17 protein-coding genes are annotated in these 17,526 nt (G+C 32.3%); 6 read left to right on the forward strand and 11 right to left on the reverse strand.

Going from position 1 to position 17,526, the window contains the following annotated elements; genetic code table 11:
- Positions 1–179 precede the first annotated feature (179 nt).
- Positions 180–683 (forward strand): DinB family protein, encoded by a 504-nt coding sequence (locus tag ICJ83_RS15585; RefSeq protein ID WP_223154811.1) that lies wholly within the window; start codon positions 180–182, stop codon positions 681–683.
- Positions 684–697: 14 nt separating this feature from the next.
- Here the strand turns inward: ICJ83_RS15585 and ICJ83_RS15590 are convergent, their stop codons facing one another.
- The 9 genes from ICJ83_RS15590 to ICJ83_RS15630 form a co-directional block, all read right to left on the reverse strand.
- Positions 698–931 carry a DUF6095 family protein gene (locus tag ICJ83_RS15590; RefSeq protein WP_188231340.1) on the reverse strand — a complete coding sequence of 78 codons (234 nt, stop codon included), beginning with the start codon at positions 929–931 and terminating at the stop codon, positions 698–700.
- The gene (murQ, locus tag ICJ83_RS15595) at positions 918–1,739 is read right to left on the reverse strand and encodes an N-acetylmuramic acid 6-phosphate etherase (RefSeq protein WP_188231341.1); all 822 of its coding nucleotides are present in this window, start codon (positions 1,737–1,739) and stop codon (positions 918–920) included. Before murQ ends, ICJ83_RS15590 begins: the two co-directional genes overlap by 14 nt.
- 29 nt (positions 1,740–1,768) lie before the next feature.
- The gene (locus tag ICJ83_RS15600; RefSeq protein WP_188231342.1) at positions 1,769–3,232 is read right to left on the reverse strand and encodes a TolC family protein; all 1,464 of its coding nucleotides are present in this window, start codon (positions 3,230–3,232) and stop codon (positions 1,769–1,771) included.
- Between the two features lie 50 nt (positions 3,233–3,282).
- Positions 3,283–4,635 carry an ABC transporter permease gene (locus ICJ83_RS15605; protein ID WP_188231343.1) on the reverse strand — a complete coding sequence of 451 codons (1,353 nt, stop codon included), beginning with the start codon at positions 4,633–4,635 and terminating at the stop codon, positions 3,283–3,285.
- 1 nt (position 4,636) lies between these two features.
- Complete coding sequence (locus ICJ83_RS15610; protein ID WP_188231344.1) at positions 4,637–5,881, reverse strand: efflux RND transporter periplasmic adaptor subunit; 1,245 nt, start codon at positions 5,879–5,881, stop codon at positions 4,637–4,639.
- Between the two features lie 140 nt (positions 5,882–6,021).
- On the reverse strand, positions 6,022–8,232 hold the full coding sequence (locus ICJ83_RS15615) for an NADP-dependent isocitrate dehydrogenase (RefSeq protein WP_188231345.1): 2,211 nt from the start codon (positions 8,230–8,232) through the stop codon (positions 6,022–6,024).
- Positions 8,233–9,066: 834 nt separating this feature from the next.
- A complete protein-coding gene (gene rplS, locus ICJ83_RS15620; protein ID WP_188222437.1) occupies positions 9,067–9,417 on the reverse strand; it encodes a 50S ribosomal protein L19 in 351 nt (116 codons plus the stop codon).
- A 215-nt stretch (positions 9,418–9,632) separates the two neighbouring features.
- Positions 9,633–10,310: a tRNA (guanosine(37)-N1)-methyltransferase TrmD gene (gene trmD / locus ICJ83_RS15625; protein WP_188231346.1), complete on the reverse strand. Its 678-nt coding sequence runs from the start codon at positions 10,308–10,310 to the stop codon at positions 9,633–9,635.
- A 170-nt stretch (positions 10,311–10,480) separates the two neighbouring features.
- Positions 10,481–11,086, reverse strand: a complete 606-nt coding sequence (locus tag ICJ83_RS15630) for a tRNA (guanine-N1)-methyltransferase (protein WP_188231347.1) — start codon at positions 11,084–11,086, stop codon at positions 10,481–10,483.
- Between the two features lie 377 nt (positions 11,087–11,463).
- Here ICJ83_RS15630 and ICJ83_RS15635 point away from each other — a divergent pair, with 377 nt between their 5' ends.
- Positions 11,464–11,646 carry a CAL67264 family membrane protein gene (locus ICJ83_RS15635; protein WP_188231348.1) on the forward strand — a complete coding sequence of 61 codons (183 nt, stop codon included), beginning with the start codon at positions 11,464–11,466 and terminating at the stop codon, positions 11,644–11,646.
- Positions 11,646–13,337, forward strand: a complete 1,692-nt coding sequence (gene ettA / locus ICJ83_RS15640; protein WP_188231349.1) for an energy-dependent translational throttle protein EttA — start codon at positions 11,646–11,648, stop codon at positions 13,335–13,337. The genes ICJ83_RS15635 and ettA overlap by 1 nt, the downstream gene beginning before the upstream one ends.
- Positions 13,338–13,462: 125 nt before the next feature.
- Here ettA and ICJ83_RS17075 read toward each other — a convergent pair whose 3' ends face one another.
- Positions 13,463–13,591 carry a hypothetical protein gene (locus ICJ83_RS17075; RefSeq protein WP_262891565.1) on the reverse strand — a complete coding sequence of 43 codons (129 nt, stop codon included), beginning with the start codon at positions 13,589–13,591 and terminating at the stop codon, positions 13,463–13,465.
- A 326-nt stretch (positions 13,592–13,917) separates the two neighbouring features.
- On the opposite strand from ICJ83_RS17075, the gene ICJ83_RS15650 reads away from it, so the two are divergent.
- On the forward strand, positions 13,918–14,496 hold the full coding sequence (locus ICJ83_RS15650) for an NUDIX domain-containing protein (protein WP_188231351.1): 579 nt from the start codon (positions 13,918–13,920) through the stop codon (positions 14,494–14,496).
- A 6-nt stretch (positions 14,497–14,502) separates the two neighbouring features.
- On the opposite strand, the gene ICJ83_RS15655 is transcribed toward ICJ83_RS15650, so the two are convergent.
- Positions 14,503–15,528, reverse strand: coding sequence for a formimidoylglutamase (locus tag ICJ83_RS15655; RefSeq protein ID WP_188231352.1), 1,026 nt, complete (start codon positions 15,526–15,528; stop codon positions 14,503–14,505).
- A gap of 104 nt (positions 15,529–15,632) precedes the next feature.
- Between ICJ83_RS15655 and ICJ83_RS15660 the strand changes: the two genes are divergently transcribed.
- Positions 15,633–16,517: a chromosome partitioning protein ParA gene (locus ICJ83_RS15660; RefSeq protein ID WP_188231353.1), complete on the forward strand. Its 885-nt coding sequence runs from the start codon at positions 15,633–15,635 to the stop codon at positions 16,515–16,517.
- Positions 16,518–16,903: 386 nt separating this feature from the next.
- The gene (locus tag ICJ83_RS15665) at positions 16,904–17,479 is read left to right on the forward strand and encodes a Crp/Fnr family transcriptional regulator (protein ID WP_188231354.1); all 576 of its coding nucleotides are present in this window, start codon (positions 16,904–16,906) and stop codon (positions 17,477–17,479) included.
- The last annotated feature ends 47 nt before the right edge of the window (positions 17,480–17,526 follow it).

Raw genomic sequence — 17,526 nt, forward strand, 5'->3', positions numbered from 1 at the left:
GTAGCTCAGTTGGTAGAGCATTTCACTTTTAATGAAAGGGTCCTGGGTTCGAGCCCCAGCCTGGTCACTATTACAATACAAATAAAGCCTTTATCCTTAATACGATAAAGGCTTTATTTGTTTATGAGGCAAGAGGATATTATAAAGAAGATAAACTAGTATTTTATTTATTAAATAAATTGAGTACATTAGGTACCATGAATAGCCTAATAGAACCTACTTTAAAGTCCCTCAAGAAAGCTGAAGTAATCCTATTTAATTTAACGGATGAACAGTTAAGCAATACATCAATCCCTCCATATTTCTCATCAATAGGAAAGCATGTAAGACATATTTTAGATTTTTATGACTGTATTTTTAAATTGAGAAATAATAAAATTGACTTAACAACGCGAAGCAGAAACCCATTGGTTGAGCAACATTGTAGTGATGCAATAAATTATTTATATGAATTAAATAATAAGCTTCGTAATTTTAGAGTAAATACTAATCAAGAAATAATTGTTGTTGATAATTTAGGAGAAGGGAATATTGAGATTCCTTATACCATAGGAGCGTTACTAGCACAAGCTAATAGTCATACCATTCATCATTATGCTATTATAAATTATATATTAAACGGTATGAAAATTTCAATTAATGATTTGGAGTTTGGATATAACGCTACTACGCCAAGAGCATAAATAAGTTATAGGAACTATTTTCGAAACATACTTGACATAATGGTCTTTATACCTTTAAACACTAGAAACACAGCAAATACACAAATCAATATTGCTATAATTAATAACGGGGTGTGATATTTATTATCGGGGTCGCTTTCTGCAACAGTAAATAAAATAGGTCCCATAAATAGACTCATTACAGCAAAGGCTAATGTTTTAATTCCTTGAAAAAGTCTTTTTTTATCCGTTCGGTTATTTGTTTGCATTGTTATAATTTTTTATTGCTTCTCTTACGCTTTTATACGTGGTTAAAAGTTGTTTCGCCTTAGCTTCATTAACATTAAGTTCAGACATAATCATTTTGGTACCCCGATCTACAAGTTTGTTGTTGCTCAATTGCATATCTACCATTTTATTACCTTTAATACGTCCTAATTGAATCATGGTAGATGTCGTTATCATGTTTAGAACCATTTTTTGAGCTGTACCAGCTTTCATTCTTGAGCTTCCAGTAATAAATTCGGGACCAACAACAACTTCAATTGGGTATAGGGCTGCTTCTGATAAAGGGCTACCTGCATTACAAGTAATGCATCCGGTAATGATGTCATTTTCGTTGCATGATTTTAGTGCAGCAATCACATATGGTGTAGTACCAGAAGCTGCAATTCCAATAACAACATCCTTGTTTGTAATATTATAACTTTGTAAATCTTTCCAGCCTTGATTTTCGGAGTCTTCAGCAAATTCTACAGCTTTTCGTATAGCAATATCACCTCCGGCTATTAGGCCTATAACTAAGTCGTAAGGAACTCCAAAAGTAGGGGGACATTCCGAGGCATCTAAAATACCTAATCGACCACTAGTGCCAGCTCCAATATAAAACAAACGACCTCCATCTTTTAATTTTTGGATAACTATATTGACTAATTTTTCAATGCTAGGCAGTGTTTTTTCAACGGCAAATGCTACAGATTTGTCCTCATTATTAATATTACTTAACAGTTCGTTTACGCTCATCTTTTCCAGATGGTTATAATTAGAGTCCTGTTCTGTTATCTTGGTAAAATTCATAAGCCAAAAATAAACATTAATTGGCGTTTTTAATCATAAATAAGATCTTCAACTTTAATTTTTTCATTTTTAATAAAATCATAAAGGGTAAGTTGTCTTAATATATAATAATCTCGCCAAAATTTCTCAAGTGAATTGAGATATTGAAGTACAGCTTTATCTTTTTCTTGTAAAGCAATATTTAAATCGGTAATGGTTATTTTTCCTAAAACATAGCGTTTGTTTGATATTTCATAGCGTTTGGTAGCTACTTCTTTTGCTTTCTCTGCAGTGTAAAGAAAATCTCGTTGATTACTCCAATTTAACACATGTAAATATATTTCTTGCTCGAAGGCTTGTTTTTCTTGCTCTACATTATTATTGACTAGTTCTAAATCTGCTTCAGCCATTTTTCTTCGTGATTTCGATACACCCCAGTCAAAAATTGGAACAGAAAGTGTTAGTGATACATTTTGTTGTTTATTATAATTATTAAATAATGTATTGAAATCGTTGGCATTATTTGATATTCCAAAATTTGCATTTAAACTCATTTCTACCTTATTTGTTCCTTTTGCTCTAGCAAGTTCTCTTTCAGCTTCTAATCGTTTTCTTCTAAAGGCTACAACGGCTTTTCTATTAGATTGCGCTTCTTCCAGAGCTTTTTTAACATCAACATCAAACAAAGGAAGCTTTTCTGGAACATCTAGTATTATGTTTTCATTCTCAATTTCTAAGTATCTAGACAGATTTTGAGACGCTCTTTTTAAGTCGATGGTATTAGTGGTTACCGTATTTTTCGAGTTTAAAAGTGTAAGTTCCATTTGTAATAGTTCATTTTCCGCTATTTTACCCATTTTAAAACGTCCTAAAGAAATTTGATAAAGCGTATCTTGATTAGCAACATTTTTTTTAGCAATTTCTAACTGCATTTGTGCTTTTAATAAGCTAAAATATTGATTGCAGGTTGTAACAGCAATTTCCTCCATTGTTTCAATAAACTCACGTTTCGATTCTTCAAACATCAAGGGTTCTATTTCACGTTGCCATTTAAAAGGGTTGTATAATAATGAGTTTTGGTAATAATTTATGGAAAAAGGAATAACTGAGTAGCCAATATTGTCATTTAAACCAAACAACTCAATACGTTCGATATTTGAAAAAACAGAAATCCTACCACCTGTATAAGGGATGTTTTGTGATATGCCTAGGGAACTATTTACAATTAATTGGTTTTGATTTACATAGGTATCTTGGCCATTGTCGTTAGTAATCCTTCTTATGGAATTGTTATATTCTGGTAGTGTAGCATCAATTCTAAACTGAGGTAGAAAGCTTGCTTTGTAGTTTCTGAATCTCCAGTAACTACCTTGATTTCTGTTAATATTTGTTTTGTAATCGGGCGATTGTTTTTTCGCAATTTCTATAGCCTCTTTTAGTGTTATTTGTTTAGATTGCCCCACGACAACCAAACTGGTGTTGAGTAAAATAATTATGAAAAGGAATTTTTTCATTTAACGATAGTTTTGATTGATGAATAATTTGTAGGTACTCGGTTATGTATTTATTCGGTACGTAATGCTTCTATAGGTCGTTTTCTTGCTGCTGATTTGGCTGGGAAAATTCCGAAGAACAGTCCAACAAGGACAGCAATAAAAAAAGAAACTAAAATAGACGACCAGGACAAAACGGTTTCAATACCAGAGAATATTTCTATAACATAAGCGCCAATAATGCCTAATATGATTCCAAGAACACCGCCACCTACGCTGATTAATATTGATTCAGATAAAAATTGTAAAACAACATCTTCTTCGGTAGCTCCAATAGCACGAATTATGCCTATTTCTTTAGTACGTTCTAAAACAGATGCGAGCATAATATTCATAATGCCAATACCACCTATAAGTAATGAAATACCTGCGATGATACTTAGAACTATATTAAATATTTGTTTTGTTTTTTGTTGTTGTTTAAGTAGTTGGATGGGAATAGTAATTTCAAAATCTAAAACGTCGTTATGTCTTCTTTTTAGCATTTTACTTAACACTTCGGCAGTAGCTTTTAATTCGTTAGAATTGGAAACTTGAACGGTTAGTTTATCAATTTGGTGGTAGTTTCCGCGATATGTTTTTACTTTTGGTTCGTTCGGATTAGTTCTACTCGCATATATATTGTCTGCTATGATTTTGCGATCGCGATACCTGACTAAAAATGTACTGGTTGGAATGTATATATCTTCGTTTACATCTCTAATACCTAAGTTTTCCTGTGCTTTATCCGATATAAATTTTTCTTCAATAATTCCTATAATTTGCAACCAAACATCTTTTACTTTTATGAATTTTCCCAGACCACTTTCTCCTGTGAACAATTTTTTTTCAACTTTTTCACCTATAATACAAATAGGCAACGCTTTATTTAATTGATGCTTGGAAAAGTATTTTCCATTTCTTAATTCAAGATTGGAAGTTTTAAAAAAGGCAGGGGAAACACCTATTAATTTTACAGGATTTTGCTTCCCATTATTTATAACATATGTACTTAAAATAATTTCGGGACTTACCAAACGAACATTAGAAATACGTTTTTTTATACTTGCAGCATCTAGTAAATCTAAGCCTTTTGAAAATCGTTTTGTTTCATTTTTTTGATTTTCTTCTTCTGTTTCATTTTCATCTTCTTTTTTTTCGTCTGGAATAGCGGAAATAACAATGTTATTTACTCCAACGAGTTCAAGCTGCGATAAAATCTCTTTTTCAGCTCCGTTACCAATAGCTAGCATAGTAATTACCGAGGCAACACCGAAAATAATGCCTAGAGCCGTTAAAAAAGTCCTGATTTTATTGGTTTTAATAAACCAAAAGGCTTCATTAAAATTAGACTTTAGCTTTTCAAAAAGTATTTTATTTATCATGTTACTTTAGTCGTTTAATACTTTTTTCTTCGAGCCCTTCGGGTTTATTAAGGTAAACCACATCATTTTCTTTTAATCCTTTTTTTATAATAACCACCTCGTTGTTTGATTCTCCAAGATTAACCTCTTGTTTCTCTATTGATAAACCAGATTTCACATAAGCATAACTAATAGAATCTTTTAAAAAAACAGCCTCCAAAGGCATCATTAATACGTTATCTTCTTGATTTGTTAAAATACGGTTAGATGTAGTCATGCCTGGTCTGATATTTTTGTTTGTGTCGTTTAGCTTTATTAAAACCTGAAATAATTTGATATCAGATCCGCGTTTGGTTTCACCAACATTAGCAACCTCTGTAACGACACCTTCTAATTCGATATCAGGAAAGGCATCGAAACCAATTTTTACCGGTAAGCCTTTTTTGATTTTTCTAACATCAACTTCGTTGCTGTATGTTTTTGATTCCATTTTGGATAAATCTGGTAGACTTGCAATTGCTGGTTTCCAAGGTGAAATGGTAGCTCCAACTTGTTTTTTACTGCCATTCCATTCTTTAATATAAGTAACCATTCCAGGTTCATCAGAGTAGATGGTAAATTCTTTTTGAAGTGCCAAAAGTTCATCGATTTGTTTTCTTATTTTTGAAACTTCAGTACCAACTTCAACCATTTTGGCATTTGCCTGTCTTTTCTTTATCGCGTAGTCTTCGTTTTTCCCTTTTAAATTTCTTTGAGATTTTTCTAACGTTATCTCTAATTGCCTTATAACTGCTGGAGCTTCGTATTTTGATTGATTTAATTCAAGTTTAGTTTCTTCTATTTCAAAAAGTAAATCTTTAATAGCATTACGTTCTTGTTTCAGAGTTAGTGTAGTATCCAGTTGTTGTTGCGTATATTTTGATTCTGCTTTTTCTAAATTAAGTTGAGCATCAAGAATTTTTCCATTAAGTTCAGAAACATCTAATTGTCCAATATAACCTCCTTTTTTAACAACTGTTCCTTCAGGAACTAAATCTTGAATTTTTATATTGTAAATACCAAATCGTCTGGCATCACTAGGACCGTTTATTTGTTTGGAACTAGTTGATTGGGCTTCACCAGATATAATAACTTCATCTATAAAAGAGCCTTTGCTAACATTAGCAGTTATAGAAATGATGTCACTTTCATTTTTTAAAAAAAATATATAAATCAAAATAGGAATTAAAATGATGGAGCTCCAAAAGGTTAATTTTTTAATATTCATAGTTTATTGATAGATGAAATAGGTTTATTAGTACAATATATTATCTTATAACAGAAAATAATGTTAATTATTTTGTAAATTCTTACATCATAAGAAGTATTTATAACTAACATTATGGTTACATTGGCCTAATTTACTAATTAAGCAAGAATACTATTTAATGTCCCACTAGGACGCATCACCTGATTTGTTAAATCCTCATTTGGCTCGTAATAACCACCTATAGACACAGATTTACCCTGAATATCGGTTAATTCTTTAATTATAGCCTCTTCATTATCAGCTAAACTCTTGGCAATAGGTTCGAACTCTGCTTTTAAATCAGCATCTTTGGTTTGTTTGGCTAATTCTTGAGCCCAATATAAAGCTAAGTAAAAGTGACTACCTCTATTATCTAATTCGCCAGCTTTTCTTGATGGTCCTTTTTTGTTTTCAAGCAAAGTACTGGTTGCATCATCCAAGGTTTCACCTAAAATTTTAGCCTTTCCATTATTGTTTACTTCACTGAAATGCTCTAAAGAAACGGCAAGAGCTAAAAACTCACCTAAAGAATCCCAACGTAAATGATTTTCTTCTAACAATTGTTGTACGTGTTTAGGGGCAGAACCTCCAGCACCTGTTTCAAATAATCCACCACCATTCATTAATGGTACAATAGATAACATTTTTGCACTAGTACCTACTTCTAAAATAGGGAATAGGTCTGTTAAATAATCACGTAATACGTTTCCTGAAACAGAAATGGTGTCTAAACCTTCTTTAAGCCTTTGACATGTAAATATGGTTGCATCTACGGGTGCTAAAATTCTTAAATCTAATCCAGTAGTATCATGATCTTTTAAATAAGTGTTTACTTTTTTAATTAATTCAGCATCATGAGCCCTATTTTCATCTAACCAGAAAACAGCGGGAGTTTCTGAGGCTCTAGCTCGTGTTACAGCTAATTTAACCCAATCTTGAACAGGAGCATCTTTAGTTTGACACATTCTCCAAATATCGCCTTCCTCAACAGAATGCTCTAATAATGTGTTACCGTTAGCATCAATTACCGTTACTTTTCCATTCGATGGAATTTCAAAAGTTTTATCATGAGATCCATATTCTTCTGCTTTTTGAGCCATTAATCCAACATTAGGAACCGTTCCCATAGTTGTAGGGTCAAAAGCACCATTTTCTTTACAGAAATCTATAGTAGCAGCATAAACACCAGCATAACTACTATCTGGAATAACAGCCTTTGTGTCTTGTAATTTTCCTTCGGCATTCCACATTTGACCAGAAGTACGAATCATTGCCGGCATAGAAGCGTCAATAATAACGTCACTAGGTACATGTAAATTAGTTATTCCTTTATCACTATTTACCATAGCTAATCCAGGACCATTAGCAAATACATGGTCGATATCAGCCTGAATGGTGTTACGCTTATCTTCTGGTAATTCTTGTAATTTTTCTACTAAATTTCCAAAACCACTATTTACATCAACTCCAATTTCTTCTAAAACTTCACCATGTTTTGCAAATACATCCTTAAAGAAAATCTTTACGGCATGACCAAAAATAATTGGATCACTGACTTTCATCATGGTTGCTTTCATGTGTAATGAAAACAAAACACCATTTTCCTTAGCATCTGCTACTTGTTTTTCAAAAAAGGTAATTAAAGCTTTTTTATTCATAACGGTGGCATCTATAATTTCACCTTTTTGAATGTCAAAGCTATCTTTTAAAATAGATTCGTTACCATTAGTATCGGTATGAACTATTTTTATTGAAGTGGCTTCTGGAGAGGTTAAAGATTTTTCGTTGTGAGCAAAATCGCCTGATTGCATTGTTGCCACGTGCGTTTTAGAATCTTTAGTCCAAACACCCATTGAATGCGGATTGTTTTTAGCATAATTTTTAACGGCTTTTGGAGCGCGTCGATCTGAATTACCTTCACGCAAAACAGGATTAACCGCACTTCCTTTTACTTTGTCATAACGTGCTTTAACGTCTTTTTCAGCGTCATTTGCAGGTTCGTCAGGATAACTTGGTAACGCATACCCCTGAGACTGTAATTCTTTAATTGCAGCTTTTAATTGTGGAATAGAGGCACTTATATTTGGCAATTTAATAATGTTTGCCTCTGGTTTCTTAGCTAATTCACCTAGTAGTGCTAAATCGTCTGAAACTTGTTGTTCTTCCTTTAAAAAATCTGGAAATACAGCTAAAATTCTTGCAGCTAAAGAGATATCTTTAGTCTCAATATTAATACCTGAAGATTTTACGAATGCTTTAACAATAGGTAAAAATGAGTGTGTAGCTAAAGCAGGAGCTTCATCGGTTTTTGTATAAATAATATTAGACATTACTTGAGTGATTTATTTTTAAATGATATTTAGTTTAACGAAATCGAAAAAATGCTATTTTTTTCAATTTGCGAATATACAAAAATAGATTAGTATAAATGTTTAATCGTTTAAACAAAAAGTATTTATAGCTTAAGTTTTTAGATAAGTTTAAAAAACAGCTAAGTCAGTAAGATATTATTAATTAATATAAGTAGTTACTAAAAAAACAAAAGCCATATCACTGCAGATTTTAATCTACTCTGACATGGCTTTCTTAAAATAGTACAACTTAAACAATTAGAGTTTCACTAAATCAGTTCAAATTTTCATTAAACCTTTACAATTTAAGAGCAACTATTTTAATGAAACATTTTTCTGTAATTTTCAAAATGTATTGACCTATTACTAAAATGCTCCGTGAAATTGTTTTTCTTGATGCTTTCTACATTTTACTTATACGATAAGCTTTTTTAAGCATTGTCTTTTAACAACCTCATGATTGTTTTAAAATCGTGGTTTTGTTTAGACTTTCAACTATTTAATAACTATTTATTTCTAATTAGTTTTAAATAATATCATGATTTTTTAAGAACATGCTTACACATGATTCGTCAAAATCTCAAAAAACAATTATTAATGTGAACGTTATCTTATTTAGTTTATAAGGCTATGATTGCTTTGAATGGCTAATCAATTCTTATAAGCTTTAGCTAAAATACGGTAAAATTCTCGGAAATGCAATTTTTTTAACTGTTTATATTTCAACGGTTTATAAACAGGTGTTATTAACAATTGTTCATAAAAAAAGCCTTGACTATGATCAAGGCTTTTTTTATTGAAATTAAGGCGCTTTTAGTGTCTACTTTCCTTAATTCTTGCTTTCTTACCGGTAAGTCCTCTAAAGTAGAAAATTCTAGCTCTACGTACTTTACCACGTTTATTTACTTCAATTTTTTGTAATGCTGGTAAGTTAATAGGGAAGATACGCTCCACACCTATAGTACCTGACATTTTTCTAATTGTAAAGGTTTCAGAACTTCCTGAACCTCTTCTTTGTATTACAACACCTCTAAAGAACTGAGTACGTGTTTTGTTACCCTCTTTAATTTCGTAATACACAGTAATTGTATCTCCAGCTCCAAACTCTGGAAAGTCTTTTTTTGCTACAAACTCGTCTTGTACAAATTTTACTAAAGATTCCATATCTTTAAATTTTAAATAGTTAATTCAGAACAACATACGCGATTTTCGCCAGAGGTTAACCCGAAACAGGGTGCAAAGATAATTAAAAAGTTAACAGTTAAAAGTATAATATGAAAAGTTTTTTTCCTTTTTTAAGGTGTTACCTTTCGGGTCAGGCTATTCGCTATATCTTTTGTTATACAAAAGGATGCCGCTACTATCCTTAACACAATGTTTTATTCGTCTAAAAGGTCTGGACGCCTTTCTTTTGTTCTTTTGAATGCTTCAGCTTCACGCCATTTTTCAATCTCAGGGAGGTTCCCGCTAAATAGTAACTCAGGGACTTTCCATCCTTTATATTCTCTAGGTTTAGTGTAAATAGGAGGGGCTAATAAATTATCCTGAAATGAGTCCGTTAAAGCAGACGTTTCATTCCCTAAAACTCCAGGAATTAATCTTATTACTGCATCACATAATACAGCAGCTCCTAATTCGCCTCCTGATAGTACATAATCGCCTATAGATATTTCGCGGGTAATGAAATGGTCTCGTACACGCTGATCGACACCTTTATAATGTCCGCATAGAATAATAATGTTCTCTTTTAGCGACAGTTGGTTTGCTATACCTTGTTTTAATGTTTCACCATCTGGCGTCATGTAAATAATCTCATCGTAATGGCGTTCGGCTTTAAGTGCCGAAATACATTTATCGATAGGTTCTATCATCATTACCATACCAGCTCCTCCACCAAATTGGTAATCGTCTACACTTTTGTAATTATCTGTTGTATAATCTCGTAAATTATGAAAATGAACTTCTACCAAATTTGCCTGGATGGCACGTTTTAGAATGGATGCTTCAAACGGACTTTTTAATAATTCTGGTAATACGGTTATAATATCTATGCGCATGATGTTTTTTTTGGATGTGCAAAGATAATCGAATAAAAATAGTTTTATAAATGGTTAGATAACTGTTTAATATAAATTCTTATAAAAAAGAAAAGCGAAGTTTTAACTTCGCTTTTCTTTTTAATTTTACATTTAAATAAGGAGTGTCTCTTTTTTGTTGCCCTATTTTTTTAAATCTTTTTATGCTTATTAATTTCATCCTGAAGCTGACGTCTTACTTTTTGCTCACGCTCCAAGGCAATCTTTCTGTGTTCCTCAAATTCTTCTTCAATATCGGATAGCGCCTGTTTAGCCTGTGTCGTTACAACGTTACTGTTTTTAAACTTGTAAATAAATAAGAGTAACAACGCAAATAATCCAGCAATAATAGACCACATAAGTACATTATAACTACTTTTACTCATTTGCATACCAAACAAAGACATACTATCTTTTTCTAAGTTGGTAGCATTCAGTGTGTTTTGTGTGTCGGATAAATTAGCTTTTAAATCTTCAATTTCTTTCGCTTGTGCATTAACAACAGCTTTTGTATCGTTTAGATTTTTGTGTGCCGCGTTTAGCGTATCCATAGTATGGGCTTTCAAAGCATACAGCCACACTTTTTTTACGACCTTGTAATCTTGGTAGTTGTTAGAACGCTGTATTACATATTCAAATTGATTATCAATGGTACCGCTGTTTAATGATAATTTGTCTTCCTCTGCGTTTTCAGTTTGAGCAAACACAGACACGGTAAATAAAAAGGTTAAAACAGCTAAATACTTGATTTTGTTCATTTTGGGAGAAATTTTATTTTTTTGGGTTACTAAATTATAAAATATTGTTTACTGTTAAAGATAAAATTAACAAAAAGCCTCACGGGGTGAGGCTTTTGACAATATACGATAGTAAATTTAATTTAGATGTTTTAATTTTTGAAAATTTTATATCAATACCCTTTACTTAATTAATTGTAATAAAATGATTTAATACTTCGTGTTGAAAGAATATTAAATTATATGCTTTACAATTCCTGTTAAATGTACGATATTTGTCTTTTGTAACCTCGCGCAAAGGATTGAAGCGGCATCCTCACAACAAAGTTGAGAGATATAGCAAAAAGCCTGACCTTGTTAACAAACAAGGATGCGCCCTAAAAAGAATTAAATTAATTATGGCAATGAATAAAAATACCGTGTTATCATGGGCAACTTGGATTATGATTTTTGTTGGACTTGGACTTATAGCGCTTGGAGCTTTTAGGTATGATGATGTTGCGGGCTGGGGCTTTGCATCGGTAGGGATAGGTTTTTTTGCAATTGCTTGGGTTTTTAACGCATTAAAAGGAAGAGTATAATGAGTGACGATAAGAAAGTAATCTTTTCTATGTCTGGTTTAACCAAGACATTTCAAGGTGCTAACACACCAGTTTTAAAAAATATTTATTTAAGCTTTTTTTATGGAGCCAAAATCGGGATTCTCGGTTTAAATGGCTCTGGTAAGTCTACTTTACTGAAAATAATTGCAGGCTTAGACAAAAATTATCAAGGCGATGTAACCTTTTTGCAGGATTATTCGGTTGGATACTTAGAGCAGGAACCTCAGTTGGACGAAGAAAAAACCGTTATGGAAATTGTAAAAGAAGGAGCTGCTGAAACGGTTGCGATTCTCGATGAATACAATAAGATAAACGACATGTTCGGCTTGGAAGAAGTGTATAGTGATCCCGACAAGATGGAAAAACTAATGAATCGACAGGCAGCATTACAAGACCAGATTGATGCTTCTAATGCCTGGGAGTTAGATACCAAATTGGAAATCGCTATGGATGCGCTTCGTACACCAGATGGTGATAAGAAAATTAGTGTACTTTCTGGTGGTGAACGTCGCCGTGTAGCTTTATGCCGATTGTTATTACAAGAACCGGATGTATTATTACTCGACGAGCCTACTAACCATTTGGATGCTGAGTCTGTACACTGGTTAGAGCAACATTTGGCACAATATAAAGGAACTGTAATAGCTGTAACGCACGATAGATACTTTTTAGATAACGTAGCTGGTTGGATTTTAGAATTAGACCGAGGCGAAGGCATTCCATGGAAAGGAAATTATTCTTCGTGGTTAGACCAAAAAGCAAAACGATTAGCTCAGGAAAGTAAATCCGCTTCTAAACGTCAGAAAACATTAGAGCGCGAGTTAGAATGGGTGAGGCAAGGAGCGAAAGGGCGTCAAACGAAACAAAAAGCGAGATTAAAGAATTACGATAAATTATTAAGTCAAGACCAGAAACAACTGGATGAGAAATTGGAGATTTATATCCCTAATGGCCCTCGTTTAGGAACAAACGTTATTGAAGCCGTTGGCGTTAGTAAAGGCTATGACGATAAATTACTATACGAAGACTTAAACTTTAACTTGCCACAAGCCGGAATTGTTGGAGTTATCGGTCCAAATGGTGCTGGTAAAACAACCATTTTCAGAATGATTATGGGTGAAGAAACTCCTGACAAAGGCGAGTTTAAGGTAGGTGACACGGCTAAGATTGCTTATGTAGACCAGAGCCACTCGAATATAGACCCAGAGAAAACTATTTGGCAAAATTTTAGCGATGAACAGGAGTTGGTTTTAATGGGAGGAAAAGAGGTGAACTCAAGAGCGTATTTAAGCCGTTTTAATTTTTCTGGAGGAGAACAAAATAAAAAAGTGAAGTTGCTATCAGGAGGAGAGCGAAACCGTTTACACTTGGCTATGACACTAAAAGAAGAAGGAAATGTTCTATTACTGGATGAGCCTACGAACGATCTTGATGTGAATACATTGCGAGCTCTTGAAGAAGGTTTAGAAAATTTTGCCGGATGTGCTGTAGTGATTTCTCACGACCGTTGGTTCCTTGATAGAATTTGTACCCACATTTTGGCTTTTGAAGGAGATTCACAAGTGTATTTCTTTGAGGGAAGTTTTAGTGAATATGAAGAAAATAAGAAAAAACGTTTAGGAGGTGATTTAACCCCAAAACGCATTAAATATAAAAAACTAGTTCGCTAGCAAAATATAAAAAAGCCTGCTTAAAGCAGGCTTTTTTATATTCTATAAAGTGATAGTTATTTTGTAAATTATTTCACTTAAATCATCAAGTATTCAAAACTAAAAGTAGCGTTAACATAATTGTTCTAGTTATTATTGTACATATGGCCTTCGGTAAAATCTTTATATTTTTCTTCCTTTCGAGCCATCTCTTCGCTTATCTTATCGAGACGTTCATTTTCTTTTTTAAGTTTATAGGATTTCCTAATTCCCAAAAATAAGAGTATAGTGAAAAATATAACAACGATAATTAGTACCGTTAGAATGTTTAGTTGGCTGAGTAAAAGCATAAATACCATAAATATTAAAGGCAGCATAATATGATGCTCTATTATGATTTAACGATTATCAAATATAATATATTTTATTTATTAAAAAGTTAAAAATGAAATTATTAAACGTCTTATTGTAGGACTTGTACTATTTAAATTGGTACGCAAAACTTGAAACCTATAGCTTTAAAATAAAAAATAGTCTACGAACAAAGTCTTACTTTTTAAATATCAACTTTTATTAATTTTAGAAATTATAAAATAAATATATGAAACCAGTAAAAGATATTAAAAAGACGCTGCTCTCCAATAACTATTATGTGCTTAATAAATTTGTATTTAAGTATTTAATGCGTTCTGGAGAATGGGTTACCCAAATGCGTGAAGTTTATGACCGCGGCGACGGTGCCGGAATATTGTTGTATAATAGGGAAAAGCAAACGGTTATTTTAACTAAGCAATTTAGAATGCCTACTTTTTTAAACGATAATGCCGATGGCTTTTTGGTTGAAATTTGTGCAGGGATGCTGGATAAAGATAATCCTGAAGATTGTATTATTCGAGAAACAGAAGAGGAGGTAGGATATAGGTTACATTCGGTAAAAAAAGTATATGAAGCTTATTCTTCTCCTGGTGTTATGACTGAAAAAATGCATTTTTTTATTGGTGAATATACCGAAAATATGAAAGTTAACAGCGGTGGCGGATTAGCTAGTGAGCATGAAGATATTGAAGTATTAGAACTTCCTTTCTCCAAAGCTATTGAGATGTTAAATTCAGGAAAAATTCATGATACGAGAACGATAGTGCTTCTGCAATATGCCTTAATTCATAAGCTGATGGAATGATTTAATTTATTTTAAATGGTTTTGAGCATAAATAAAATCGGTAATTAAAAAGGCAATAAGTTTACCAACCTGTGTTGCTGACTTTGAAGTTGGTGCAGCTTCGCAGATATGTAAATAAGCGGCATTTTTGTGTTTTCCGAAATAACTAACAAATCGCCTCGCTTTATTTACCGAAAAACCACTAGGGGTCATGGCGCTACTCGGAACGTTTTCAATGGTGTCGCAATCTATTTCGATTCCAAATGCTGAATGGGAAACAAACTCTAAACCTTGTTTCATTGCTGTAGAAAATTTTATTTTTTGCAATACTTCTAAATCTTCAAAAGTGATGTATTGGACGGTGTCTAATTTGTTTAATGACTTAAAAAGATTTTTAGAAGTATAATTTCTTTGCAAACCAAATACAAAATAATTGTTCAAAAAACCTTCGTTAAAGGCATAACTAAATCCATTTCCGCTATGTCTACCTTCTTCAGCTCTGAAATCGGAATGTGCATCGAGATTTATAGCATTTACAGGTTTTTTTAAAGCCAAACTTGTACCTTTTAAATTGCCATATGCATTATTATGTCCTCCACCTATAATGATAGGTGTTTTGCCTGCAAGAACAATTTGGTTTACTAAAAACACCACATGTTTATCAATGTCTTTCACCAGATTTCTGGCCGCTACAATATGTTTAGTTTTGGTTGGAATTAATTTATCCAGTTGTTTTAATTCTTCAGAAAAGTTTAAATGCCCTAAAATTAATACTTTATCTGCCGATGTAAACTCGTTACTTTGTATGTTTAATAAGGTTTTTAAGGCAATTTCCCACGTTTTTGAAGTTCCTGTTTTACCATGATTAGCAAATACTCCTACATCCTCGGGTAAGCCAATAATTACATACTTGACATCCAAACTTTTAAGTTGCTCGTATATATTGGAAATGCTGGTTAAGTATTTAACATCCTGACCAAACTTGGATTCGCCCGAACGTTTGTTTAAAAGTTTATTTAAACTATTTTTATCAAATAAAGTAAGTTTATCCATGTGAGTAAATAAATTTTGAAACTAAATTACATCATTATTTATTTATGGCATTATAACCAACAAAATAAAAACCTAGATTTTTTAATCATTAAAAACAAGCAATTATGGAAAACAACAAAACTAGTATCGGACTGAAGGTTGCGTTAGGGATTGCAGTTGTTCTATTTTTAGGAACAGCATTCTACTCAATGAATCTTTATCAGGAAAGCTCTAAAGTTCAAAAGGACTTAACAGAGGAAAAACAAAAAGTAATGGACGAGTTAAGCCTTATGGCCGACCAGTATAAAGAAGCTATCGGTGAAAATGAGGTTGCCAACCAAAATTTAGTAGAAGCTCATGCACGTATTCAAGGTTTAATAGATTCTTTAAAGATATCTGAAACAAACGTAAAAAGCTTATGGCGATACAAACAAAAATATATATCGTTACAAAAGGAAATGGATGTTCTATTAGCCCAAAACGATTCGTTAAAAGTTCAAAATGCCTATTTAGCAACATCTTTAGATAGTACACGTGTTCGTTTAGAAGAGCGTACCATGTTTAACGATTCGTTGTTAATTCAAAATACAGCTTTAGCAGAAGTTGTTTCAGATGCCGCGGTGTTGTCGGCTGTAGATTTAAAAGCATCTGGTGTTATAGTTAGAACTTCAGGAAAAGTAATTCCTACCGAACGTGCGCGTCGAAGTGATAAAATTAGAGTTTGTTTTATTGTAGCTAAAAATAAATTAGTTCAATCTGGCGATCAAGAGCTTTACGTACAGGTAGTTGATCCTAAAAATAATATTATAGGTTTAAATGAGCAAGTGCAATTCGATGATGTTACTTTAAATTATAGTGTGATTAGTAAATTTAATTACGAAAATGCGAATTTAAATGTATGCGAATTTATTGCTCCAAAAAACGATAATGATTTCGACAAAGGACGTTATATCGTAAATGTTTATAATGAAAAAGATTTAGTGGCTACTTCCGAATTTATACTTCAATAATTTAATGAAAATGGTTAAAAGCCATTCATTAATAAATAAGATTTCGATATTGCTGTAAATATAGAGCCCCGAAATTAGAAACCTCAGGTAAAAGCCTGAGGTTTTTTTGCTTTCAATTTGTTTTACAGAAGAAAAATATCATTATACCTAAATACCTATTTATTTTTTGTGTTATACAATTTTACGATTAACTTTGAGGCCATTACAGAGCAACTGTATCACCTTAGGAAAATTAATAGCACATAAAAACCACCTACGCTTTGTTATGTCAATCTTATAAATAGTAAGCGGTTTTAATAATAAAAAGTTCCTTTGATTTCATTTTAATGCATCTGTTCATTTTAACCCTACTAATAAGTCTTTTATAAAAACATAATTAAGATCGTATGCAAGTAGAAGAAGAGATTTTAAATGCAATAACTGATATTTCCGATGAAACATTTAAAGCCCTAATAAATGTATCTGAATTAAAAACGGTAAAATCAGGTACACAACTAGTTAAACTTAACGAAACACCAAATAAAGTATATTTGTTGTTGAACGGTTTGGTGCGCTGCTATTTATGTACGGAAGCTGGTAAAGAATTCAATAAAAGTTTTTATCTATCCAATAGTTTTTTTGGTTCATTAACCGCTTTAATGAAAAATGAACCTTCTCAATTTGTTTTTGAAGCACTTTCCGATTGTGAAATTCGGGAAATTGATTTTATAAAAGTTATGAAACTGGCAGAGACCAATTTGTCGGTAAGTAAACTTTACAATAAAATATTACAACGTTTTTATATGTTGTATGAGAAACGTTTGGTTGACTTGATTTCGCTCGAGGCCAAAGATCGCTACGAAGAGTTACAGAAACAAATTCCGAACGTAGATAAGCTTATTCCTCAATATCATATAGCGTCGTATTTAGGTATTACTCCAGTACAATTAAGTAGGATTAGAAAAAAAAATGAAAAGAATTAACATTTGTTAATTGATGGAAAGATGTATAATGATATATTTGGCATAAC

Origin of the sequence: Aestuariibaculum sediminum (assembly GCF_014596945.1) — a bacterium.
In the GTDB taxonomy this organism is placed as follows: domain Bacteria; phylum Bacteroidota; class Bacteroidia; order Flavobacteriales; family Flavobacteriaceae; genus Aestuariibaculum; species Aestuariibaculum sediminum.

What these genes read in the sequence shown, in the direction of transcription:
- ICJ83_RS15590 (WP_188231340.1), bottom strand. Translation starts at nt 931, where the DNA reads ATGCAAACAAATAACCGAACGGATAAAAAAAGACTTTTTCAAGGAATT.
- murQ (WP_188231341.1), bottom strand. Translation starts at nt 1,739, where the DNA reads ATGAATTTTACCAAGATAACAGAACAGGACTCTAATTATAACCATCTG.
- ICJ83_RS15600 (WP_188231342.1), bottom strand. Translation starts at nt 3,232, where the DNA reads ATGAAAAAATTCCTTTTCATAATTATTTTACTCAACACCAGTTTGGTT.
- ICJ83_RS15605 (WP_188231343.1), bottom strand. Translation starts at nt 4,635, where the DNA reads ATGATAAATAAAATACTTTTTGAAAAGCTAAAGTCTAATTTTAATGAA.
- ICJ83_RS15610 (WP_188231344.1), bottom strand. Translation starts at nt 5,881, where the DNA reads ATGAATATTAAAAAATTAACCTTTTGGAGCTCCATCATTTTAATTCCT.
- ICJ83_RS15615 (WP_188231345.1), bottom strand. Translation starts at nt 8,232, where the DNA reads ATGTCTAATATTATTTATACAAAAACCGATGAAGCTCCTGCTTTAGCT.
- rplS (WP_188222437.1), bottom strand. Translation starts at nt 9,417, where the DNA reads ATGGAATCTTTAGTAAAATTTGTACAAGACGAGTTTGTAGCAAAAAAA.
- trmD (WP_188231346.1), bottom strand. Translation starts at nt 10,310, where the DNA reads ATGCGCATAGATATTATAACCGTATTACCAGAATTATTAAAAAGTCCG.
- ICJ83_RS15630 (WP_188231347.1), bottom strand. Translation starts at nt 11,086, where the DNA reads ATGAACAAAATCAAGTATTTAGCTGTTTTAACCTTTTTATTTACCGTG.
- ICJ83_RS15635 (WP_188231348.1), top strand. Translation starts at nt 11,464, where the DNA reads ATGGCAATGAATAAAAATACCGTGTTATCATGGGCAACTTGGATTATG.
- ettA (WP_188231349.1), top strand. Translation starts at nt 11,646, where the DNA reads ATGAGTGACGATAAGAAAGTAATCTTTTCTATGTCTGGTTTAACCAAG.
- ICJ83_RS15650 (WP_188231351.1), top strand. Translation starts at nt 13,918, where the DNA reads ATGAAACCAGTAAAAGATATTAAAAAGACGCTGCTCTCCAATAACTAT.
- ICJ83_RS15655 (WP_188231352.1), bottom strand. Translation starts at nt 15,528, where the DNA reads ATGGATAAACTTACTTTATTTGATAAAAATAGTTTAAATAAACTTTTA.
- ICJ83_RS15660 (WP_188231353.1), top strand. Translation starts at nt 15,633, where the DNA reads ATGGAAAACAACAAAACTAGTATCGGACTGAAGGTTGCGTTAGGGATT.
- ICJ83_RS15665 (WP_188231354.1), top strand. Translation starts at nt 16,904, where the DNA reads ATGCAAGTAGAAGAAGAGATTTTAAATGCAATAACTGATATTTCCGAT.